We start from the raw sequence: 22470 nt of genomic DNA, 5'->3' as shown, positions 1-22470 counted from the left end.
CTTCCAGCCTGAGGGGCGGTCTTCCAGCTTGACTTTGAGCCACAAAGTTCAGGCGTCTCAAAGATCGCCCCATGCTCTAGGCTGAGTGAGAAACCTCAGCCAAGACCATCGACACAGCTGGAAACTTTGACCCACCTCTGGTCACTCACATTAACCTTCGTTTTTCTATGGCAGTCGCGTCCTGATTGTCTTATCTAGGCAATTATCCAGTCACTTCGCCAAATCACGACACAACGCATTAATCCCATCTGGCAGCTACTCTCTGCATAGCAGCGATCCATTTCCTGGTTAAACCAGTGTTAGCCACAGGGATGGTGAAAATAGGTCTAGCCGTGGGACTTGAAGTAGTCACGGAACGTGATTACTTGGAGTGGTACCTTTGAGACTCGCCTTTGGAGGCTCAAAGTAAGCTCAGAGACCGCCCTTTGGCTCTGGGCGTCCTTCCCACAGCGGTCCGATCCTATTTTCACCATCCCGGAGGCGCTGCAAACCACCAGTTTAACCAAGACCAATGGTTAAGTGTTTAGAAATATGGCTAACAGTGCTAAACTATTAATAACTTATTAGAAACGGGGGAATTTTTCATGAAGCAAGGCACAACGATTATCACCTTAGACAACGGTTACCACCTTTGGACCAACACCCAAGGCACTGGCGACATCCACCTGCTCGCATTGCACGGTGGCCCCGGTGGCAACCACGAATACTGGGAAGATACCGCTAAGCAACTCGCCGCACAAGGCCTGAACGTTCAGGTTCACATGTACGACCAACTTGGGTCATGGTACTCAGACCAACCTGACTACAGCGACCCCGAGACGGCGAAAAAGTATCTGACCTACGATTACTTCCTGGATGAAGTTGAAGAAGTTCGGCAAAAGCTGGGCATCGACAAATTCTACCTGATTGGCCAATCCTGGGGTGGCGCCTTGGTTCAAATGTACGCTGCCAAGTACGGCGAACATTTGAAGGGAGCCATCATTTCCTCCATGGTTGATAACATTGACGAATACGTTGAAAGCATCAACCATATCCGGGAAACCGTTTTGACGGCCGACCAAGTGACCTACATGAAGCAGGTCGAAGCCGATGGTAACTACGACGACCCTAAGTACCAAAGTTACGTGGATATTTTAAACGATGGCTACGTGGACCGGAAGAAGCCCGCAGCCATTTCTCACCTGATCAGCACCATGGCAACCGACGTTTACGGTGCCTTCCAGGGTGACAACGAATTTGTCATCAAGGGCAAGCTGAAGGAATGGAACTTCCGCGACCACCTGAAGGAAATCAAGGTACCAACCCTGTTGACCTTTGGTGAGCACGAAACCATGCCAATCGCGACCGGCAAGAAGATGGCGGAACTCATCCCCCACTCTCGCTTCGTCACCACGCCTGAAGGTGGCCACCACCACATGATCGACAACGCCCCAGTGTATTACGATCACTTGGCAACGTTCATGCGTGACGTGGAATCTGGTAACTTTAACGCATAATCTGTATCCTAAAAATCCCCACTAGCCGCGATGGCTTGTGAGGATTTTTTTTAACCGAACTACTCGCACCGAATCGCAACGGTGTCTGAACCTGCTGGCTTGCCATGGACTGGAAAAGAGTGCGCTGCCACACGTTTCGGCAATGTAAGGTCGGCAAACCCAATTCCACGGCTGAACCACAACTGAACTCGCTCGCACCTACATTGCCTCAGTCAAGGATTAGGCGGCAACTACCACCACACTCTTGCCTTGCAGCACTGTAGTGGTTAACACCCAATCTTAACTGGAGGAGGACAGAGATGCAGACCGCTGTGTCGACGACGTTAGCTGAGCGATTTTCTCAGGTTACGTCGTGGGACGCGTTTGGAGACTGGCGAATTTTGACAGGCTTCAAATCGAGCCGGAGGACCGCTCCCCAGGCCGCAGGCGGTCCCCACAGCAGGCGGAATCTCTGGCAGCCGCAGGTGACAATCTTTAGCTAATTTAGCACACAAAAAGGCAACCCGGCTCAATCGCCTGGTTGCCTCCTTGTGTTCGTCCCAATGACTAGTGAATCACAACTTTCATCCCGTAAGGCACGTTGTTGTAGACCCACTTGGCGTCGGCGACGGATAGCCGTACACATCCGTGTGACGCGGCCGTCTTGCCTAACTCTTCAGCTTCACTCTTGATGTAATTGCCGTTCTTATCGGTTGGCACACTGTGGAACAGGTAGATACCATGATCCTTCCAGGAGACCCAATACTTGGCCCCTTCACCAGAACTCTGGTTATAGAAGAACTTACCCCGTTCCGATTGAATCGCGTACGTGCCATGCGGGGTCTTGTTTTCCTTCCCCGTCCCCGTGGAACAATACATGGTGTACAACACCTTATTATTGCCGTCACGAACGTACACACGTTGCTTGCTGGTATTCACGTCCAGCCAAGCATTGGGGTATTTGTTGAGATTGGGGTAGGGTTTACTTTCAGACGGCTGCCGCCAATTAATGGTATCCGCCTTGGCCGTCTTCTTTGTCGTTTGGGTCGTCCGCTGACTCGTGCTGGGACTCGCCGTCATCTTTTGAAAGACCCGGTTGACCCCGACTGCCGCAACGATGATCAGTGCGACCACCACGAGTAACTGTCTAAAACGTCTCATACTCTGCCGTCCTTTACGAAAATTTCCTGACTACGTATACTGTAACGGATTTTTCTGAAAAAAGGAACGCCTTTTACCAAAACGTAATCTACATGCAACTTAGTTTGCAGAATTCTTTAAACTAAGCTTCTCAACGTTCAAAATTTTATCGACCAATCCTGTGTAGAAGCTGGCCTCATGACTAACGATAATCGCATTGCCCGGGAAATTCAAGATGGCTTGCTTCAAAGCCTGCTTGGTTTCGTCGTCCAAATGGTTGGTCGGTTCGTCCATGATCAAGAAGTTAGCGGGATCAAATTCCAGCAAAGCCAGCTTGACCTTGGTCTGTTCCCCACCAGAAAGCTCGCCAATGGGCTTCATCGCGTTGGCGGAGTCCAGACCACACTTGGACAGCTTGGTCCGGATGGCCTTTTGTGGCAGCTTCTCATACTTTTCTTGTACAATTTGGAGTGGGGTCTGTTGATTGTTATCCCAAACTAAGTCTTGGCTAAAGTAGCTGATGCGCGCAGATGGTGAGAAATGCGCCTCGCCACCCTTTGCCTTGATCAACCCCAAGATGGACTTGATCAACGTCGACTTCCCGACCCCGTTGAACCCGGTCAGACCAATCTTCTGGTCGGTCGTCACGGAGAACGTTACGGGCTTGAGCAGTGGTCGGTCATACCCCACGGAGAGTTCGTCAACCACCAAAGCATTTTGCGACCCCGTTTCCTGGTAAGGGAAATCGAAGTGTGCCTGGACGTTGGTCGAAGGTGGATCGACCCGGTCAATCCGGTTCAGCATCTTTTCTCGCGACTTGGCCATGGTTGATTTCGACCCGGCCTTATTCTTCCGGATAAAGCGTTCGGCCTTTTCAATCACAACCTGTTGCTTGTCGAATTCCCGTTGCTGTGCCTTTTCCCGTTCGCCTCGTTGCCGCATGGCTTGTTTGAAATTACCTCGGTACTTGGTGATTTCCCCGAAAGCCACGTTGATGATACAGTTCGTGACATCCTGCAGGAAATCATAGTCATGGGAAATAATCAGCGCCGCCCCGTCAAAGTTGTTCAGGTAATCTTCCAACCAGGAAATGTGCGCCACGTCCAGGTAGTTGGTCGGTTCGTCCAGGAGAATCACATCTGGATTTTCCAGCAACAGTTTTGCCAAAATAATTTTAGACCGTTGGCCACCAGACATCTTAGCAACCGCATGGTCCCGGCCGATATCATCGAGGCCTAATCCAGAAATTACCCGTTCAATTTCCGTTTCCACGTCGTAAAAGTTACGCGCGTCTAACTGTTCTTGAATCCGGCCAGCCCGTTCGAGCAACTTATCTTCCATTGTCTCGGCGTATTCCGTGTACATCGCCGTCATCCGGTCATTCATTTCGTACAAATCAGCGTAGGCCGTGTGGAGAAAATCAATCAACGTCATCCCATCAGGAATGTCCGCGTATTGGTCTAAATACCCAATGTGCGTTTTCTTTTGCCACTTCACGGAGCCGGTCAATGGCAGCTCCTGACCCGTAATAATCTTAATCAGTGTGGACTTACCCACACCATTTTGGCCGACAACGCCCATGTGTTCACCCTTGTTCAAAGTGAAGCTGGCGTTCTCGTAAAGTTTCTTGTCGGCGAAGCTCATGCTTAGATCGTCGACTTCTAGTAATGGCACTTGTAGTCCCTTCCCTTCTTCTCTCACGCAGAAAAAGCCCCGACAACGTCAAGGCCGTATTCGCAAAACCATATTAGGTAGTAACTTACCACGAAACGCCCGGGTTCGTCAACTTTCCGAACTGGGATTCGCGCTGACATCTATGCTATAATAGGTGAAATTCACCTTCATTGTGGTAAACCAAACTGGTCTTTGTCAGTGCCTCCGGGCTGGTGAAAATGAGACCGGTCCGCTGTGGGCGGCCAGCCGAAACTTAGACAGTCATGGATTCCGTTCCCGGCGGCGAGTTCAAGGTGCCCTGCTGTGGGGCCCGGCTCCAGCCTGAGGGGCGGTCTTCCGCCTCGACTTGAAACCTCACTAGGAACCGTGAGTCTCCAAGGTCGTCCCATGGCCTAACCTGAGCAGATCACTCAGCTAATGCCATCGACACAGCTGGTCACCTTGACTCGCCTCTGGTCACTCATATGGGCGCACTAAATTTCAACGGGGTGGTAATTTTCACTGGCTCATTTTCACCAGCCCTGCGGCTAACACGCGATTAAACCACAGTGAAGTGACCATTACGCTAATCGTGATTTTTTCGCCGAGAGTGTGGACTGAACTTTCCCATATTCCACAATTAACTGGCCAGTTGACTAACCACTACAGGTTGAACGCAAAGGAATCCAACATGGTAGATTTCATACTCTAGCGCTTCAGCTGTCAATAACGACGGCTGTGCGGGTGATTGTTTCTACGCCCACACGTTTCGTCGCCAGTAACGGCCATATGGACAGTAGCAATTTAATCATTGTCAACATCATGGCAAATTTGAGTGACCAGAGGCGGATCAAGAGCCCCAGCTGTGTCGACGTTCTTAGCTGAGTGCTTTCCTCAGTTTAGAACATGGGGCGACCTTTGCGACCGTCCCTCAGGCGCAAAGTCGAGGTGGCAGACCGCTCCTCAGGCTGGAACCGACCCCACAGCAGGGGATCTTGAATCCGCCGGCGGGAACGGCTTACCATGGCATTAACGTTTTTAACGGGTCCCAGGCGATTGTAAATGCCGTGCTACACTGCACCAAAACAAAATCAAATCGACTCACACCACATACACCCGGGACAGCGGAAAGCAGACGGTTGCTTTTGAGTCTTCGCTTGTCGCCAGCCACATCCATGTAAGCCGCAGGGTGGGTAAAAATAAGCACAGCCGTGGGAGTTGACTTGGCGGTTTACCGCCTAGTCAACTGCTATCTTTGAGACGCGACCTTCGGCTCAAAGTAAGCCTGGAGACCGCCTTTTGGCTCCAGGCGGCGCCCACAGCGTTCCGGCTTATTTTCACCCACCCGGAGGCGACGACAAGTATCCGTCTTTGTACCAAACCAATCATAAAAAACAAAAGGACTGACTCTGAATGAATATCCGTAACATTGATCACATCACCTTAACCGTCAGCGACGAAGAACGTTCCGTTCGCTGGTACCACGAAGTTTTTGATTTACCCATCATTGAATTTGGCGATGGGCGCCGCGGTGTCAAACTTGGCAAGCAGAAAATCAACTTCCAACAAACCGACGCGCCCCACTTGCCAGTCGCCAAGCATCCCCTGGTCGGGAGCGCGGACTTCGCCATTATTGCGACTGACCCGCTGGCAAACATTTTATCTCATCTGACCAACTACGCCGTCGAAATCGTGGATGGTCCCCTTCCTAAAGAAGGTGCGCTGGGCCCCATGACTTCCGTTTACGTCCGCGACCCTGACGAAAACTTGATTGAAATTGGCAAATACGATAAGTAGGAGGTCCCGCTAATCAATGAATAAGTTTATGCAGCTACTTTCGGCCGCTGGTGATTGGGTGGTTCGGAGTCTCAAATGGATTGGCTTCCTGGTCATTTATTTGGTCGACTCCCTGATCCTCCAGGCAGCCACCGGCAAGGCCGGTCATCCCCAGGTGGCAACGCGGCTGATTGGGATCATGCTGATCTACTCGGCATTTCTCATCGCCTTTATCACCTGGCGTTACTGGCAACAGCTTAAGAAAAATAACCCCCGCCACATTGGCAAGACTCCGTTAACGGCAAAACGCGCGTGGCAATTAGCTGGCCTGTTTGTGCTGATGCTGGCAATTCAAATCGGTTGGTCGATGTTGATCAACACCCACGTCCTCAGTGACCCTGCCAACCAGACGGCTTTGAACACGCAGATTGTCCAACTCCCCTTCTGGAACTTAGCCTACGCCGTCTTACTGGCACCGCTAGTTGAGGAAACCATTTTCCGGGGAATCTTCTTAAACTACTTCTTCCGCGAAAATTCACGGGTGATGAACTTCCTGGGCGTCTTCATGTCCGGTTTGATTTTTGGCATGATGCACGTGATGAGCTTCTCATTCACGCTACTGATGTACTCGGCGTTGGGCTGGGTGCTGGGATACACGTACCTGAAGTTCCGCGACTTGCGCTACAACATGACGTTGCATTTCTTGAATAATGCGTTGTCGTTGTTGTCGTTTATTTAAAAAGAGTGTGCCAGCAGGCGTTTAACTGACATGCATTAACGGTGATACCCGAATAATCCTGGGCTTGGATTGTTTGGGTATCGCTGTTAATGCACGTCAGTTGCCTGCTGGTACACGTTTCAACAATATAGACTGCAAACTCAAAAACGCGTCTGGGATTTGTCCTAGACGCGTTTTTCTGTCTTCCCTCGCAGTTATGGCCTACCGTCAACATTTCTGGCATCACTAGCAAACCATCACTGGTGGCAGAGTAGCCGGAGAAAGTCTACACTTGATGGTGGAGATTCTTATTATAACTTTGAGGAGCGGATGATGTTAGCATTTAGTTTGTTATCCGGGCTGATAGTTAGCTGGTCTGCACGTTTCAACGACTTATGACTTATAATGTTTATCAGTAATATATTCTTCTCATAATCTTGCTAGTCGGCCTGAATCGTTATTGGCTGCGCGAGTCTATTCACTCCATTCAACCATTCCGTGGCGTCAGCAAATAGCCCCACTTTTTGTGTTGGCAATTTACGTAATCTATGTGTTTCGACCGGAATCTATGGACACCTTGCGCTGGTCTAACCTAACGGTAGCAAATTTAGGATTTACGTTGAGATCAGCAATCACGGAAGAGTATTGGTTTCGGGGCGTATTAGTGATGGCGCTCTTGCATCGGGGACGATGACTGGGAGCTTGGGAAATTTGGCTAGCAGTGGGCATCTCCAACTTACTATTTATGCTGTATCACGTGCCAGTTTCCTTAGCAACATTGAACGCTACAGACGTAAGTGCCGAGCTCTTTTCAACTTTTGGTTTTGGACTCGTGGCGGTCGCACTCTATCTTGCGTCGGGAAGTCTCATATGACCAATATTGTTTCACTTTCTCAATGACCTTGAGGCTTACTTTCTGCCAGATAACCAGTTTGCGACGTCCAACTTAGCGACGAGTCTTCTGTTACTTGGGGGAATATCGTGGTTGCAATAGTGTTACTGGTGCCAGTGCTGCGAAGACTACTGCTTTCAAAGCTTCACATAATTAGTACCTACCGAGCATTTTCTATGTGTTCAGAAGTAGCCGCTCAGAAGTAGCACCAAAAAAAGCATGATAAACAATGAACCGCCTTCCCCCTATGGCTACCGGGAAAGGCGGTTCATTTCACTATATGGTTACGAGGGTGGTAGAGCGAATCGGCCCCCACACAGAGTTCAGTCCCACGCCTTCAGAGAAGCGTCCAACATCACTTAAATAAATTGAAAATCCAAGCTCTTATGCGTTTTGACTGCAATATCAATCAACGTTTGAGAATTTGCCTTGTCAAATCCAGTCTCGATTCGCGCAATTGTGGACGTTGATTTTCCAACTAATTTTGCAAAGTCTTTCTGCGTTAAGCCTAATTCATGACGTAATTTTTTTACCGCCAGTGCAACCTTTAAGCTCATTTCTGCCTCAGCTAATCCTTTGTCAAAATCCGGATCTTCTTTTCGCAAGCGATCTGCATACTCATCTATTGAAATTAACTTCATTTTTACTTACCTCCGTGTTTTAAATAAAATTCTCTGTCACTCCGCCCTCGACCTTTTTCAGATTCAGGTGTGCGATTCGTTTTCTTAGTGAAACCATGCGTAATAACAAAAACATCACCTTGCAACTGAAAGTAGATAGCTCGTTGACTATTGTTTCCAACACTTGAACGAATCTCGTAAAGGTTTTTTTCCAACTTTTTAATCCACTTCATGCTCTTAGCAGTTATCAGTCCATATTTCTCAATCAGTAGGATAGTTTTCGTCAATTTTTGAGCATCCTTTTTAGGGAGCCCATCTAAAAACTCATTAAACTCCCCTTGATCGTAAAAAACAAATTTAGCTTCCCCCATAAGTAAATAATAGCATTAATGCTATTAATCTGCACCCCTTTCGATCTAGTTTTTTAATCATGCATCTAACGACTGAAATTGCATGAAGCTTTAGTTTAACATGTCGTCCAGCAAGGGAAAGAGAACAGACATTCCTAAAGAAAAAGCCACTGTCAATTCTCCTTTCAGGAAAAGTTATCGACAGTGACTGAACTTATGCACTTAGTTGTCCACAATCTGGGAGTGGTTTGTCCGCCACGTCCCGCTACTGCAAAGTATATTTACTCCCATTATCACGTACAATATTGACTTGCGGCTAGGCCTACTCCGCAAACAACGACATCAGTTCTTCCTGCCGCAAGTGATCCTTTGCCGCGCCACGGACATCCAGCTTGACCTGGCCGTCTTGGACCATGACCAACCGGTTACCATAGGTCAAAGCGTCACTCATTTTGTGGGTAATCATCATCGTGGTTAGCTGATTGGTCTCCACAATCTTTTGCGTCAGGTCCATCACCTTTTTACTGGTCTGGGGATCTAATGCCGCAGTATGCTCATCCAGCAACAATAAATCTGGTTGACTCAACGTTGCCATCAGTAACGAGAGCGCTTGCCGTTGCCCACCAGATAAATATTTCACCTGCGTCGTCAACCGCTCCTCTAATCCCATGTTCAACGTCTGCAACAACTCGCGGTAAGCCACCTCTTGACTGGCCTTGCGGTAGCGGCCCAGGCCCATACTGCCCGTATGCTGCTGCGCCAACGTCAGGTTCTGCGCCACGCTCAGTTCCCCCGCCGTGCCCATCTTGGGGTCCTGGAAAACCCGTGACAGCCATTTAGCCCGATACGCCACGGACTTCTTGGTGACATCGTGGCCGGCCAGGGTCAACACACCCGCGTCAGCCGGCAAGGTCCCAGCAATCGTGTTCAACAGCGTCGACTTGCCCGCCCCGTTATTCCCGATGACCGCGACGAAATCGCCCGGCTCAATCGTCAGACTGACATTTTTTAACACGTGGCGCTCATTTACTGTCCCGGGAAAGAAGACCTTCTGGAGATGCTTGACGGTTAAGACTGCTGGTTGATTCTGCTTCATGTTCATCGGCTCCAATCTGTTTGAGGTAACGTTTCAGCTGTTGATGCGTCTTGTACTTGGTCCGCAAGATTGGCAGGCAAATGACCACCACCAAGATTCCCGCGGAGAGAATTTTCAAATCGTCGACCGGGAAGCCCAGGCCCATCGCCACCGTCAACAAGAACCGGTAGATGATGGCGCCCACGACCATCCCTGTGAGTCGCACCCAGATTTGGCGACCGCGTAAGAAGATTTCGCCCACTAAGACGGAGGCCAGGCCAATCACGATGGTACCAATCCCCATGCCAATATCGGCATAGCCGTTACTCTGAGCGATCAGGGCACCAGACAACGCAATGCACCCGTTGGACACCATGTAGCCGATAATCACCATCCGGTCGGTGTAAATGCCATTGGCCGCGCTCATGGCGGGATTGTCCCCTGTTGCCATCAGGGATAGCCCCAGCCGCGTCTTAAACAGCCAAATCAACACGGCCATCACCACGCCCGTCACCACTGCCCCGACGACAATCGTTTGGCCGTCAATGGACCAGGTTGCGGGTAAATAGTTGGTCAATACTTTTTCATTTAACAACGGCACGTTGGACTTGCCCATCACGTGCATGTTCACGGAGTACAGACCGGTCATGGTTAAAATTCCCGCCAGCAGCGATGGCATGTGAAGCTTCGTGTCGAGCATGCCGGTGACCCAGCCCGCCAGGCACCCCGCGAGGAAGCCTAACAAGCTAGCAACGACGGCCGACTGCCCGCTGATCATGGCGCTCACGGTTACCGCGGCCCCCAGTGGAAAGCTCCCTTCGGTGGTCAAATCGGGAATGTCTAAAATCCGGAACGTTAGGAACACCCCAATAACGAGTGGTGCCCACAATAGTCCTTGGCCAATACTGGTAATTAACATAACTGGTGTCCCCTTTCTTAAGGTTCTTTGATCTGACTAGCTTGCAGGCCGATAGCTTTCACGTTGGCCTTGTTGACGTACAGGTGCAGCTTCTTGGACGTTTGAACGGCCATGTTTTGGGGCTTCTTGTTGTTTTCCAAGACGTCGTAGGCCATCTTCCCGGTCTGCTTACCCAAGTCGTAGTAGTTGATGCCGTAAGTGGCAGTCCCGCCGTCTTCGGCCATTTCGATTGACCCGGTCACAACGGGGAGCTTAGCGGCTTTCGCCTTGGCACCGATAGTCTTCATCGCGCTGGCCATCAGGTTGTCGGTTGGTAAATACAGGCCGGAAACTTTACCGGTCAGGCCGGCCAAGACACTGGCCACGTCGTTGGTACTGGTGGCACTCACGATTTTCAATTTCAAATTGTGCTTCTTCGCGTAGGCTTTTGCCAAATTAACTTGGAGCACGGAGTTTTCTTCAGAGGAGTTGTACATGATGCCAAGCGGCTTGTTGCCTTTGGTCATGCTAGCCAACAGCTTCAGTTGCAGGCCAACCGGCGTCAAGTCGGAGGTCCCACTCACGTTGGTCTGAGGCTTACTGTCGGACTTCACCAAGCCAGCAGCTTTCAAATCGGTCACGGCTGTCACCAGGGTCGGCGTGGTTGTCGTCTTCTTGGCCAACGCCTGGGCGGCTGGTGTGGCGATCCCGACCAGCAAATCATTCTTCTGCTGTACCAATTGTTGGCTCATCGTGTTCAGGTTCGATTGATCACCCTGAGCGTTTAAGTAATGGTAAGTCACCTTAGTTGATTTGCCGTGTGCCTTTAATTCGGCCTTCAGCCCGGCCTTGAACCCTTGCCGCGCTTCATCGAGGGAGCCGTGTTGTACGACCTGTAAAATCCCGACGTTCAGGCTGCTCTTACTACTTGAAGCGGTACTGCTGGAACATCCGGCCAAAAGCAATCCTAAACTCACTAATGCTAAGCTACTTGCTAATAATTTCTTCATAATCAATTTCCTCCAAGGGTTTGTGTTGTGGTTATTTTCCGTCGCGCTTTCAAGCTACGGCGAACGATTAAGTGGTCCTTTAATTGGCAAATCCAACCAATCTTCCAGCGCTTCATTACCCACACCCTTGCGTCCAAGGAGGTAACCCGTTCTCTCTAAAATTTTGCTGAGAAAACAAAAAACACCAGATAGATTCTGAGTAGAATCTACCTGGTGATATCGGGCCCGATATATTTTCTCCAGATAGATTATACCCGTATCTATCTGGCGCTAAGTTCATGCTGAAAAACTTTAGCTATTCGATAGATACAAACGCAATTGAGCGGCGCGTTCGTATCCAACGAGGTGAATACAAACGCTATCTAAAGAAAAAGCTAAAGGCAAACTGGTTATTTAAATGAGTTAGGCTGATTAATTTCATGAGTCATAATCCCTTTCATTTATCAATTTACATCTTTCAGTTAACCATTAAAAAATAATCCTGTCAACCCTGAATTTTAATTTAATTCTCATTTTCGGTTTAAATGCGTCGTTGCCAGCGCCTCCGGGAGAATGAAAAACGGGCCGGAACGCTGTGGGCGGACACCCAGAGCCAAAGGGCGGTCTCTGGGATGCTTTGAGCCGTAGAGCACGTCTCAAAGACACCAATTCCCTAGGCGGTAAAGCCCACCACCAAGGGAATTCCCACGGCTTAGCCCATTTTCATTCTCCCTGCGGCTCACGTTGGTTTAACCCGAAACGTGAGCTGTCTGGCTACTGGGTGGATATGCCAATCTTTTTAGCGACAGCATTGAAAATGGCCACAATAACAAAATTGCAGCCATGGTTACTAATCATTATTACAATCACGAACTATCAGTGGCGAGTCAAAAGTCACAGCCATATCGTTATTTTGAGCCTGAGTAATCGCAGGCTGACTCAACCAGAGGCCACGTCATCCAGAGGAAAACACCACGCCAATACAGCACGTTGGCGGCTGGTTCAACCGCAATCTAGCCGCAGGCATGGTGAAAATAGCCTAAGCCGTGGGAATTCTCTTAGTAGCGGCTGGTTCTCCGCTGCTTAGAGAATTGGTATCTTTGAGACGCGACTTTAGCGGCTCAAAGTAAGCACGAAGACCCCTCTCTAGGCTTCGTGCGGCCGCCCACAGCGTTCCGGGCTATCTTCACCATGCCGGAGGCGCTGTCAACCATTATCAGCACCGAAAGAGCATACACGACCAACACCAGAAATCACTGCCACAATCACGAGTGACCAGAGGCGGGTCAAGGTCCCCAGCTGTGTCGACATTCAGTCTGAGTTTTCGCTTCCTGACTCAACCACAGCCGCAACACAAGCCGCATCATCCATGAGAAACACCCCCAATACAGCCGTTGACGCGGGTTCAACCGCAATCTAGCCGCAGGTATGGTGAAAATAGCCTAAGCCGCGGGAATTCTCTTAGTAGCGGCTGGTTCTCCGCTGCTTAGAGAATTGGTATCTTTGAGACGCGACTTTAGCGGCTCAAAGTAAGCCTGAAGACCGCTTCTCAGGCTTCAGGCGGCCGCCCACAGCGTTCCGGGCTATTTTCACCATGCCGGAGGCACTGGCAACGACCAGTTTGTTGTGAACCCGCCGTCGGGAACGAAATTATTGCGTGCTGATTTCTGGGGATGGGTCGAGGAGGCTGTGGTAGTCTTGGCACCAAGCCATCCCCATCGCCCCGTCGCCCACGTGAACGCCAAAACTAGGCCCAATCAACGCCACGTCAAAGTTAACCGTGGGAAAACGTTTCTGAGCCCCCGTCAACCAGTGCTGAGTCGCTTCCGGTTGGTCGGCGTTTAGCACCGTGGCCTTGACCGGTTCTGAGCCTGCCAGGTCCGTGGCCAAATCATCCAAAAAGTCCGCCATGGCCCCTTTCAGCCGCAGCGCACTGCCGGCCACCCGCATTTTGCCGGACGGATCAAAAATTAAAATGGGCTTGCCGGCTAACAGGGGCGTACTTCCGGGACTGTGGCTGGGGTTAACCTCCCCCGTTCGCAGCAAAGGCTTGATGGAGTCCACCACAAACACACTGTGCGCCGTGTCGCGGAGCTTCGTCAATTGGGCGAAGACCTCATCGACCGTTAACCCCTTCGCTACCAGCCCGGCGGCTAGACGCACCTGGTCGCCCATCGTGGTCAAGATACCGCGTGAATCCCACGGCCAGACGTGCACGCTCGTGATATTTTCCACGTAGGCGGCCAGTGTATTGACGAACCCGGAAATCCCCAGTGAGGGCCCAATCACGATGACGTCGGTCACCCCGTCCTTGGCCAGCCGATCACAGGTCGCCTGTACCGTCTTCATTGAGACTTGCGGTGCGGTCGGCACCATCTTTTTTGATTTAGCGAGCCGCATTAGGCGGTAGTAATCAGCGGTACTCAAGTCCTGATACTCGTGGTACTGGCGATTACCAAACATAATCGGTGCGGCAAGCAGTGTCAGGTGAAGCGTCGCAGCCTCATCAAAATCAATCCCAGCCGACGTATCCGTTAGAACGGCAATTTTCATGGTGCAGCCTCCTTGTTTCGTTTCAGTTTAAATTGATCTAAAGTCGTTCAGCGACTTGTCTGTGCCCGCTTCTTTTCTAGGGCCACAGCGCCGAACTGTTAACGTCCAGTATACCAAAAATGACTGCGCAATACGTAGTAAATCGGCGGTCGCAATCAGATGTTTTGACACCGCTTGGCCAACGGGTTATATTGCAAACAAATATGATGAGGAGACTAAGTAACTATGAACGCATGGAACTGGGAAGACTTCAAACCAACCATCAAAGATATTTCGCCGCAAGAAATGTCAATTATTGACACACTGAGCACACTGCAGGTTGAACGCCTAAGGAGAGGCATTTCCCAAAAAGAATTCGCAGACCACATTGGCATGAAGCAACCACAACTAGCCAAAATTGAAAATTTAGACTCTGTTCCCAGCCTGAAGACTCTCGACAGATATGCGGCTGGATTAGACCTCCAAATCACCATGAACATCACACCACTTCAGATCATCAATTAATTCTAGTTTGCCTGCTTTTTCCGTGGTTCAGACCAATCAGCCAAAAAATCAAAAATAAGGTTGACGCCCTGTACCGGATGCCGTAAACTAAGACTATTCAATTATGGAAAGAAGGAAAAGTTAATGCAAATGTCTAGCAACAAACTTAATGGACGTTGGCAAAGCCGGTAATCAAGTCGTCATCAGTGTTGATGCGACTTGAGCTCCCAGAGCGATTCTCGCATCTGCGCCGGCTAACTTTTCTGATGCAAAAGCCCGCACGGATGTTTCATTCCGGTTTTGTGGGCCTTTTTATTTGGGCACCCAGCCGGTCTGGGTGCTCTTTTTTGTATCACTTACCGCTACCAACCACCATTAAAGTGAGGTTAACGAAATGAAACGCATGTACGGACTCATTGCCCTTTTACTTATTTTTCTCGGATTCGCCTTTGTTCAAGAAAGCAAACCAGAATCAAGCAACAAGCAGGCCGTTCCCACCGTGGGGATTCTCCAACTGCTCTCCCACCCGGCCCTAGACGCCATCCACAAGGGTATCATCCATGGACTCGCCGAAGAAGGCTACCACGTGGGGAAGAACGTCAAAATTGATTTTCAAAACGCCCAGAACGATCAGAGTAATCTGAAAACCATGAGTGCCCGCTTCGTCAACGAGAAGGCGGACGCCATGATTGGGATCGCCACGCCAGCCGCGCAGGCCCTTGCCAACGCTAGCTCGAACATCCCCGTTGTCCTGGGAGCCATCACCGATCCCATGGGTGCCGACCTGGTCAAGAGCAACACCCATCCCGGCAATAACGTGACCGGGGTCTCCGACCAGGCGCCGCTGAAGTCACAGCTCAAATTAATTCAACAGATCATGCCCAATATGAAGACGCTGGGGATTATTTACACATCGTCCGATGATTCCGCAACCGCCCAGTACCACCAATTCGCGGCGCTTTGTAAGAAGGAACACGTCCGGCTCAAAGCCTACTCGATTGCCAGCACCAACGATTTGAACCAGGTCGCTGAACAAATGGTGAGCCAGGTCGACGCCATCTACGTGCCAACCGACAACACGGTGGCCAGCGCGATGCAGACGCTGGTCTCTACCGCTAACGCCAAAAAGATTCCGGTCTTCCCCGCTGTGGACACCATGGTTAAAGCCGGTGGTCTTGCCACGTTGAGTATTAATCAATACAAGTTGGGCGTGGAAACGGGTAAGATGACCGCTGCCATTTTAAAGGGAAAGAACCCCGCCGACACCCCGATTCACTTTGAGAAAAAGGGTGAAATGACGGTCAACTTGAAGCAAGCCAAGAAGTTGGGGATCACGCTCCCCGCTTCCGTTGTCAAAGAAGCCAAAGAACACGGGGAGGTTTTTAAATGAGTTTAGCAGTTTCCGCAATCGGACAAGGCCTCCTCTGGGCCGTCCTCGGGGTCGGGTTATTCCTGACCTTTAGAATTCTTGATTTCGCTGATATGACGGTCGAAGGCACGTTCCCACTGGGTGCCGCCACCGCCGTCGCTGCCATTAGTAACGGGATGAACCCGCTGTTGGCAACGTTACTGGCATTTGTCGTCGGTGCGCTGGCCGGCTTAATCACTGGTCTGCTCTACACCAAGGGCCACATTCCCATCCTGCTCGCCGGAATTCTGGTCATGACCGCCTGTTACTCCGTGAACTTGCGGATCATGGGCCGGGCCAACGTCTCCCTACTGGGGAAGTCGACTCTGTTCAAAAATCACTTACTCGCCTCGCTGCCGCAATACTTCGACAGCGTGGTACTGGGCACGGTAGTCATGGTTGTCATCACTACCATCGTCATTTACTTTTTGCAAACGGAACTCGGTCAAGGCTTCATCGCGACCGGCGATAACCAAACGATGGCCCGCTCCCTCGGCATCAACACCGACAACATGAAAATCATGGGCTTGATGGTCTCCAACGGCTTGATTGCCTTTGGTGGCGCCCTGGTTGCCCAAAATAACGGGTACGCCGACGTCAACATGGGGATCGGCATTATCGTGATTGCCCTGGCCTCCATCATTATTGGTGAGGTGGCCTTTGGCGATCTGACCCTGAACCAACGGCTCGTAGCCGTCACGCTCGGCAGTATCCTCTACCGTTTCGTGTTGCTCATCGTGCTCAAGCTAGGCTTCAGTGCCAACGACCTCAACCTGATCTCCGCCATCATCTTAGCGCTATGCATGATGTTGCCGGTCTTCAAGAACGTGCTCAATTTCAAACACCTTGTGAAACGGGGGTTGGATACCAATGACTAAACCATTACTGGAATTAAAGGATGTCGTCCTGAAGGTTAATCGCAACACGCCCGAGGAAATCACGATTCTAAATAAGCTCAATCTCACCATCAACGCCGGGGACTTCATCACGGTGTTGGGCTCAAACGGGGCCGGCAAATCCACCCTGTTCAACGCCATTGGCGGCGACCTCAGCATTGATGGCGGCCAGATTCTGTTGAACGGCAAGGATATTTCCCATGAATCCGTGGAGAAACGCACCCGCTTCTTGGCCCGCGTCTTCCAGGATCCTAAATTGGGAACGGCCCCCCGGATGACGGTCGCCGAAAATCTCCTGCTGGCGGAACGACGGGGCCAACGCCGCGGCTTATTGCCACGCGGGTTGAACCACCATTTAGCTCACTACAAGGAACTGACGGCTACCATGCACAACGGCTTGGACGACCGGCTGACCACCGCCACTGGCAACCTTTCTGGAGGTCAACGTCAAGCCTTGAGTTTCTTAATGGCTACGCTGAAACGGCCAGAAATTTTACTGTTGGACGAACACACCGCAGCGCTGGATCCCCGCACCGGTCAGGACCTGATGCATCTGACCAACGAACGGGTTTCCCAAGATAAGCTGACTTGCCTGATGATCACCCACCACATGGAAGACGCCCTGACGTACGGCAACCGCTTGATTGTCCTGCATCACGGCAAGGTCACGTACGATGTGGCCGGTGCGGACAAGCAAGCTCTGACCAGCGAAAAGCTCTACAGCTTCTTCGCCGAGATTGAATAGGAGGTCTCTCATGGAAATCGTGATTTCAAACGCACCCTTCAACCGCGCCGCAGCGCTCTCGTTGCGCCAAGCCATCTTCGTTACTGAACGGGGCATCCCCCGCGACGTCGAGTTCGATGACCGCGACACACCGGACCGGCTTTACGTGGTCGCCTACCAACGCCCAGAACTCCCCGTCGGCACCTTGCGGCTGGAAGCCCAATCGTCAACCGAAATGCGTTTTGGCCGGGTCTGTACCAGCCAAGCGTTACGGGGACAAGGGATTGGCAGTCAGGTGCTCCAAGCCGGTGAGAACTGGGCCAAGGCCCACGGCTTCACGCACGGCCTGATTGACGGCGAGCTCACCGCCAAGAGTTTCTACGAACGCTGCGGCTACCAGGCTGTGGGTGTGCCCTTCGATGAGGATGGAGCGCCGGTGGTGACTTTGAAGAAGGCGCTGTAACCTAACCGGTGGATTGCTCGTTCCCGACAGTGGACTCAAGCTGACCTGCTGTGGGCGCTAAGATTGAATGGACAGATTACCCTAGTGTCATTCCTAACAGATAACCATCAATTGTCACTGAAATCATCATTCAAACCAAATGAGAGTGGGACAAAAGGCGATTATCAGCCTTAAGCGGAGTCAGCTGCCTTTTGTCCCACGTTTCAGCAATGTAAATTCGGAGATACCAAAGGAGTCTGGGGTTTTGCCCCAGACCCCTTTCTATTATGTGACGCATTTATTTTAAGAATTTCCGGATACTTTCCACCAGTTAATCAGTTAGTTGATAAATATCTCCCCAAACAGAATTCCGAAGCATCCGTCCAGTTAAACCGATTTTTAGTAATTACCGTGCAAATCAGTTGTTATCTTTGGTACTAGATGGTACCATCCAACCAGAGGTGATAAAATGACTTCCCAAGTACATTTTCGAATGGATCAAAAGGACAAACAAGACTTAGAAGCCGTCATGCATCGAGTGGGTTTGACACCCGCTGAAGCATTTCGCATCTTTGCAAAAAAGGCGATTGAAGTTGGCGGCATTCCATTTGAGGTGGCCCAACCCACGCCACGTCTGACAGAAGCAATCAACAGCCAAGATTATATTGAATTTGACGACCCTCAGAAAGGACTGGATTGGTTAAATGACTAGCCAGCCTTATAAGCCAGCATTTGAGAAAAAATTCAAGAAACACTATCAAAGTCTACTTCGGGGTGGTCGTTACCACAAGGCTGACTTTGAAAATGTCTTCTACATGTTAATCAATGACGACGCATTAGAACCACGTTACAATGACCACCCTCTAGTCAATCGTAAACCTGAACGAGAATTGCACATCAAACCAGACTGGCTACTTATTTACAAATATGACGGTAGCTTTATCCGCTTCATTGATACTGGCAGTCACGCAGACCTGTTCAAGTAGAAAACGCGCCACGTAAGGTCTGCGAGCCCTAGCCTAATTGCAGACTGTCTCGTGGTAAAGTAGGAGCTGTGCACTGATTAACCTGGATGATTCATCACAAGCTAGAAAATCTCAACCAGTTCTTTATGGTGCTGAGGTTTTCTAGCTTTTTTGAGAGTGGGCAAAGGGCGATTAGCTGGCTAGCAGTTTTAATGCTCACCAGCTAACCTTTTGTCGCACGTTTCAACAACGTAAATTCGGAGACACCAAAAGCGTCTGGGATTTTGTCTCAGGCTCAAAAAAGGTTAAAAAACAGAACCCCACAATGGTACTGTGACATTACCAGCCAAAGAACCCAATAGGGGAGTTCTTAATGACTAATATGCTGAACCGTATCTTAGAGTTCAATTCAAAAATTTCTTTTTGTGATGCATGGTACCCAACTTACCAATGATGCCGGTCTATTGTTGGTGGCCGAATTGCTTAAAAATTAGACTTTCTCCCCTTCACCGATCTAATTGCGGTGCAGCATCACGTCAGCCGCCACAACCACGGGGCCGGCGATAACCGCAAACATCAGAATGACAAATTCCGTCCCCCAACGAATCAAGCGACCGTCCTGGCCGTCAGCATCGCCCAGTCGTCCCGTACCAAATCTACCGGTGTTGGCGTAACTGGCCCCCTGCCGCATGGCTTCTTCTTCGGCATTTTGCCGTGGCTGGTTCAGGTTGGAACGCTTACTGCGATGCACCACTTTCTGGAGGACCCGATAGCTGCGGGGAAAACAAAAACCGTAACTCAGGACCACGTACACGGCCCACCAAGAAAAGACTAAGTGCGCGGCGCCATTGGTGACTGGCACGCAGATTAGCAGCAACCAGAGCAAGGTGGGCACCAGCCCCCGTATGTATGTTTTAACCAAATTCATTCAACCCTCTTTCATTCACTAGGTTAACCTTACCACGCCATCGAAGCGGGGACAATCCCTAAAATTCGGGCGCACTCAGGTCGTGAGTAAATCAAAAGCAGACTGGGTACATTGACATCCAGTCTGCTTGATGTAATTCATTCTAGTAATTATCTCAGTTAAGGTTGCGTTGGTGTTGCTGGCTCAAGATAACTGAAGAATTCAGCGAGATCCGTTATTTCCTTAACGTTCGCGAAGTAGGGATCCATGTCCTGAACCGAAGCAAAGGTAGGCGAATCCGTGCCTAAAACGTGAATGGCATAGGCGCTGCCTCTCACAGTAGTGTGGGCTTGAACGCGTTTCCACGCTTTACCGATCTCTTGACCCGTAAGATCCGAGGTCGAGAAATGGTAAGCGAAAGCAACACCGTCTAACTCGGAGTAAACAATAAAATGACGAAACATTAGGGACACTCCCTTTCCAATATCATATGAAGTTATGACTTTCTGGTCGAATCACTTAATTGGGAACGTGCCGCCACCAGTTCATCAAAGTAACTGAAAAATTCAGCTAAATCCGTCACTTCTTTCACATCAGCAAAGTACGGATCCATGTTCTGGATAGAAGTAAAGCTGGGCGAATCCGTGCCTAAAATATGAATGGCATGGTCGCTCCCGGTGACCTCTGTATTCTGGTTAAGGCGTTCCACAGCACGATCAAACTTTTGGGCGTCTTCGTTACTCGTGGCCAAGTGATACGCCAGAGCGACACCCTTAATTCTGGTATAGACGACGAGGTGCGTGTACATCGTTACGACCTTCCCTTCTCTAAATCATGTCTTGCATGCTCTCGAAAATTCGCAGTCGCGTCGGCGGTATCCCATATTTGCAGTTCCCAAGGGAAGTAACGGTTCTCAGATTGAAAATAACAGTGGATTGCTCGGTACTTCCCATCTTCTCGTAAATAGTATCGTGAAATAACCTGGCGCTTTAGCAATCTTACCAGCACTTCTTCAACCTCATCAAAGTTCCGATTCAGATGTCCTACAATAATCCTGGTGCCCACTAAGTCATTCACAACCTTGGCCACATACCGATGCTTGTCAAGATTGTGACCGACCTTAACTTTTAGTGATGCCAAGAACTTTACTCGGTATTGAAATTTCCAATAGATATAGTCTCTTTCAATACTTCCAATTAAACTCACGTCAGTTCGCGAAAGGCTATCGATATAGTTATCCGCATTAACCAATCCGCCTGTCATCACAAAATCATCAACCAATAGCTTTTTCAGATTAACTAACTGCTTAGTCTGAACTCTACCATAAAATTCGGCCGTAAACAAATCATACAGTTCCCTAATTTCCACAATCACTTGTTCTAGCAACTCAAGGTCAATCAAACGGGCACCTCCAGAATTTTACTACTCTAAAGGCTAACTCCGTAAAAAGCGGCTGATTATTTTTTTATTTACAAAAAAATCGCCCATCTCGGACGATTTCAACGAACACTTCCATTGATTTAGCACAGCGTTTTACAATCAACGCCCTTACTTCCCGTACGTTTTAATCAGGCCCTGAGTCCCGTCGTCGCCCAAGTCATAATCATCGACCATTGCCTCGTACAACAGTTTAGCTTGCTTGGTGGCTGGCAAATCCAGGCCCATCCGGTCGGCTTCTTGCAGGGCAATCCGCAAGTCCTTCAAGAAATGCTTGGCGAAGAAGCCCGGCGTGTAGTCCCCCTTTAAAATCCGCGGCACGTAGTTGTCCATACTCCAGTTGTCGGCACCACCACTACTCAACGTGGCAAGCACCTGAGGTAAATCCAATCCCGCCGCCTTGGCGTAAACCAACATCTCCGTCAAACCAGTCATCGTGCCGGCAATCATAATCTGGTTGGCCATCTTGGTGTGCTGTCCCTTGCCAGCTTCCCCAAAGTAATTGACCCGCTGACCCAACTCTTGAAAAATGGGCAGCACCTGGTCATACGCCGCACGGTCGCCGCCGACCATGACGGTCAGCGTCGCGTTCTTGGCCCCGACATCCCCACCGGAAACGGGTGCGTCCAGCGCTTGGACGTCCTGGTCGTGTGCCAACTGCGTTAATTTTACGGCCAGTGCTGGCGTACTGGTCGTCATGTCAACCACGACACTGCCAGCCTGAATCCCGGCAAAGATGCCGTGCTCGCCGGTGTACACTTCCTCGACGTCGCGGGGATAACCGACCATGGTCATGACCAGTTGTGCTTGCGCCGCCACGGCTGCGGGCGTGTCCGCCCAGGTGGCCCCAGCGGTCAAAACGGCTTCGGCGTGCGCCTTGGTCCGGTTATAAACCACGACCGATTGCCCCGCCTTTAAAAGATTCAACACAATGCCGGTGCCCATGACGCCGGTCCCAATAAACCCAATTTGCATATGCGTTACCTCCAGATTTTTCCGTACAGAACGAGCCCTGAACTGATTGAAACTTAGCTTCAGTATACCCATTTATTCAGCCCAGACCTACCAA

Annotated in this window: 24 protein-coding genes; 11 read left to right on the top strand and 13 right to left on the bottom strand. The window is 50.3% G+C overall.

Translation table 11 applies throughout. The features are described from left to right. Positions 1-584: 584 nt before the first annotated feature. On the top strand, positions 585-1496 hold the full coding sequence (locus EKM99_RS02720; protein WP_125580689.1) for a proline-specific peptidase family protein: 912 nt from the start codon (positions 585-587) through the stop codon (positions 1494-1496). Positions 1497-2042: 546 nt separating this feature from the next. Here EKM99_RS02720 and EKM99_RS02715 read toward each other — a convergent pair. After that, positions 2043-2636 (bottom strand): L,D-transpeptidase, encoded by a 594-nt coding sequence (locus EKM99_RS02715; RefSeq protein WP_125580687.1) that lies wholly within the window; start codon positions 2634-2636, stop codon positions 2043-2045. Positions 2637-2735: 99 nt separating this feature from the next. After that, on the bottom strand, positions 2736-4259 hold the full coding sequence (locus tag EKM99_RS02710; RefSeq protein ID WP_164511496.1) for an ABC-F family ATP-binding cassette domain-containing protein: 1524 nt from the start codon (positions 4257-4259) through the stop codon (positions 2736-2738). 1422 nt (positions 4260-5681) lie between these two features. Here EKM99_RS02710 and EKM99_RS02705 point away from each other — a divergent pair. The 3 genes from EKM99_RS02705 (at position 5682) to EKM99_RS16135 (ending at position 7636) form a co-directional block, all read left to right on the top strand. Further along, positions 5682-6065: a VOC family protein gene (locus tag EKM99_RS02705; protein WP_125580683.1), complete on the top strand. Its 384-nt coding sequence runs from the start codon at positions 5682-5684 to the stop codon at positions 6063-6065. A gap of 16 nt (positions 6066-6081) precedes the next feature. Then, on the top strand, positions 6082-6783 hold the full coding sequence (locus EKM99_RS02700; RefSeq protein ID WP_125580681.1) for a CPBP family intramembrane glutamic endopeptidase: 702 nt from the start codon (positions 6082-6084) through the stop codon (positions 6781-6783). 673 nt (positions 6784-7456) lie between these two features. Next, on the top strand, positions 7457-7636 hold the full coding sequence (locus tag EKM99_RS16135) for a CPBP family glutamic-type intramembrane protease (protein ID WP_367377227.1): 180 nt from the start codon (positions 7457-7459) through the stop codon (positions 7634-7636). A gap of 377 nt (positions 7637-8013) precedes the next feature. Here EKM99_RS16135 and EKM99_RS02690 read toward each other — a convergent pair whose 3' ends face one another. The 6 genes from EKM99_RS02690 to EKM99_RS02665 form a co-directional block, all read right to left on the bottom strand. After that, entirely contained in the window at positions 8014-8295 is a 282-nt protein-coding gene (locus EKM99_RS02690; RefSeq protein ID WP_125580677.1) for a helix-turn-helix transcriptional regulator, read from the bottom strand. Between the two features lie 2 nt (positions 8296-8297). Continuing rightward, positions 8298-8645 carry a type II toxin-antitoxin system RelE/ParE family toxin gene (locus tag EKM99_RS02685; protein ID WP_125580675.1) on the bottom strand — a complete coding sequence of 116 codons (348 nt, stop codon included), beginning with the start codon at positions 8643-8645 and terminating at the stop codon, positions 8298-8300. A gap of 301 nt (positions 8646-8946) precedes the next feature. Then, positions 8947-9720, bottom strand: a complete 774-nt coding sequence (locus tag EKM99_RS02680; protein ID WP_125580673.1) for an ABC transporter ATP-binding protein — start codon at positions 9718-9720, stop codon at positions 8947-8949. Beyond that, complete coding sequence (locus EKM99_RS02675; RefSeq protein ID WP_125580671.1) at positions 9647-10618, bottom strand: ABC transporter permease; 972 nt, start codon at positions 10616-10618, stop codon at positions 9647-9649. The genes EKM99_RS02680 and EKM99_RS02675 overlap by 74 nt, the downstream gene beginning before the upstream one ends. 17 nt (positions 10619-10635) lie before the next feature. Next, the gene (locus EKM99_RS02670) at positions 10636-11607 is read right to left on the bottom strand and encodes an ABC transporter substrate-binding protein (protein ID WP_125580669.1); all 972 of its coding nucleotides are present in this window, start codon (positions 11605-11607) and stop codon (positions 10636-10638) included. A gap of 1629 nt (positions 11608-13236) precedes the next feature. Beyond that, the gene (locus tag EKM99_RS02665; RefSeq protein ID WP_125580667.1) at positions 13237-14139 is read right to left on the bottom strand and encodes a DegV family protein; all 903 of its coding nucleotides are present in this window, start codon (positions 14137-14139) and stop codon (positions 13237-13239) included. A 225-nt stretch (positions 14140-14364) separates the two neighbouring features. On the opposite strand from EKM99_RS02665, the gene EKM99_RS02660 reads away from it, so the two are divergent. The 7 genes from EKM99_RS02660 to EKM99_RS02630 all read left to right on the top strand — a co-directional run bounded on the left by EKM99_RS02660 (position 14365) and on the right by EKM99_RS02630 (position 19078). Beyond that, complete coding sequence (locus EKM99_RS02660) at positions 14365-14643, top strand: helix-turn-helix domain-containing protein (RefSeq protein WP_125580665.1); 279 nt, start codon at positions 14365-14367, stop codon at positions 14641-14643. 373 nt (positions 14644-15016) lie between these two features. After that, positions 15017-16012 carry a tryptophan ABC transporter substrate-binding protein gene (trpX, locus tag EKM99_RS02655; RefSeq protein ID WP_125580663.1) on the top strand — a complete coding sequence of 332 codons (996 nt, stop codon included), beginning with the start codon at positions 15017-15019 and terminating at the stop codon, positions 16010-16012. Next, on the top strand, positions 16009-16908 hold the full coding sequence (locus EKM99_RS02650) for an ABC transporter permease (protein ID WP_125580661.1): 900 nt from the start codon (positions 16009-16011) through the stop codon (positions 16906-16908). The genes trpX and EKM99_RS02650 overlap by 4 nt, the downstream gene beginning before the upstream one ends. Beyond that, the gene (locus tag EKM99_RS02645; RefSeq protein ID WP_125580659.1) at positions 16901-17671 is read left to right on the top strand and encodes an ABC transporter ATP-binding protein; all 771 of its coding nucleotides are present in this window, start codon (positions 16901-16903) and stop codon (positions 17669-17671) included. Before EKM99_RS02650 ends, EKM99_RS02645 begins: the two co-directional genes overlap by 8 nt. Positions 17672-17681: 10 nt before the next feature. Then, positions 17682-18113, top strand: a complete 432-nt coding sequence (locus tag EKM99_RS02640; protein ID WP_125580657.1) for a GNAT family N-acetyltransferase — start codon at positions 17682-17684, stop codon at positions 18111-18113. Between the two features lie 448 nt (positions 18114-18561). Then, the gene (locus EKM99_RS02635) at positions 18562-18804 is read left to right on the top strand and encodes a type II toxin-antitoxin system RelB/DinJ family antitoxin (RefSeq protein WP_125580655.1); all 243 of its coding nucleotides are present in this window, start codon (positions 18562-18564) and stop codon (positions 18802-18804) included. Further along, positions 18797-19078 carry a type II toxin-antitoxin system YafQ family toxin gene (locus EKM99_RS02630; RefSeq protein WP_125580653.1) on the top strand — a complete coding sequence of 94 codons (282 nt, stop codon included), beginning with the start codon at positions 18797-18799 and terminating at the stop codon, positions 19076-19078. The genes EKM99_RS02635 and EKM99_RS02630 overlap by 8 nt, the downstream gene beginning before the upstream one ends. A 493-nt stretch (positions 19079-19571) precedes the next feature. Here EKM99_RS02630 and EKM99_RS02625 read toward each other — a convergent pair whose 3' ends face one another. The 5 genes from EKM99_RS02625 to EKM99_RS02605 all read right to left on the bottom strand — a co-directional run bounded on the left by EKM99_RS02625 (position 19572) and on the right by EKM99_RS02605 (position 22376). Next, positions 19572-19985 carry a hypothetical protein gene (locus tag EKM99_RS02625; RefSeq protein ID WP_125580651.1) on the bottom strand — a complete coding sequence of 138 codons (414 nt, stop codon included), beginning with the start codon at positions 19983-19985 and terminating at the stop codon, positions 19572-19574. A gap of 158 nt (positions 19986-20143) precedes the next feature. Further along, positions 20144-20428, bottom strand: coding sequence for a hypothetical protein (locus EKM99_RS02620; RefSeq protein WP_125580649.1), 285 nt, complete (start codon positions 20426-20428; stop codon positions 20144-20146). Between the two features lie 32 nt (positions 20429-20460). Next, entirely contained in the window at positions 20461-20772 is a 312-nt protein-coding gene (locus EKM99_RS02615) for a hypothetical protein (protein ID WP_125580647.1), read from the bottom strand. 2 nt (positions 20773-20774) lie between these two features. Next, the gene (locus EKM99_RS02610) at positions 20775-21365 is read right to left on the bottom strand and encodes a nucleotidyltransferase family protein (protein WP_125580645.1); all 591 of its coding nucleotides are present in this window, start codon (positions 21363-21365) and stop codon (positions 20775-20777) included. 147 nt (positions 21366-21512) lie between these two features. Then, positions 21513-22376: an NAD(P)-dependent oxidoreductase gene (locus EKM99_RS02605; RefSeq protein WP_125580644.1), complete on the bottom strand. Its 864-nt coding sequence runs from the start codon at positions 22374-22376 to the stop codon at positions 21513-21515. Positions 22377-22470 lie beyond the last annotated feature (94 nt).

Origin of the sequence: Levilactobacillus cerevisiae (assembly GCF_003946245.1) — a bacterium.
Lineage (GTDB): Bacteria > Bacillota > Bacilli > Lactobacillales > Lactobacillaceae > Levilactobacillus > Levilactobacillus cerevisiae.
Note: the sequence above shows the minus strand (reverse complement) of the source record. Positions and strands in the feature narration are given on the sequence as shown.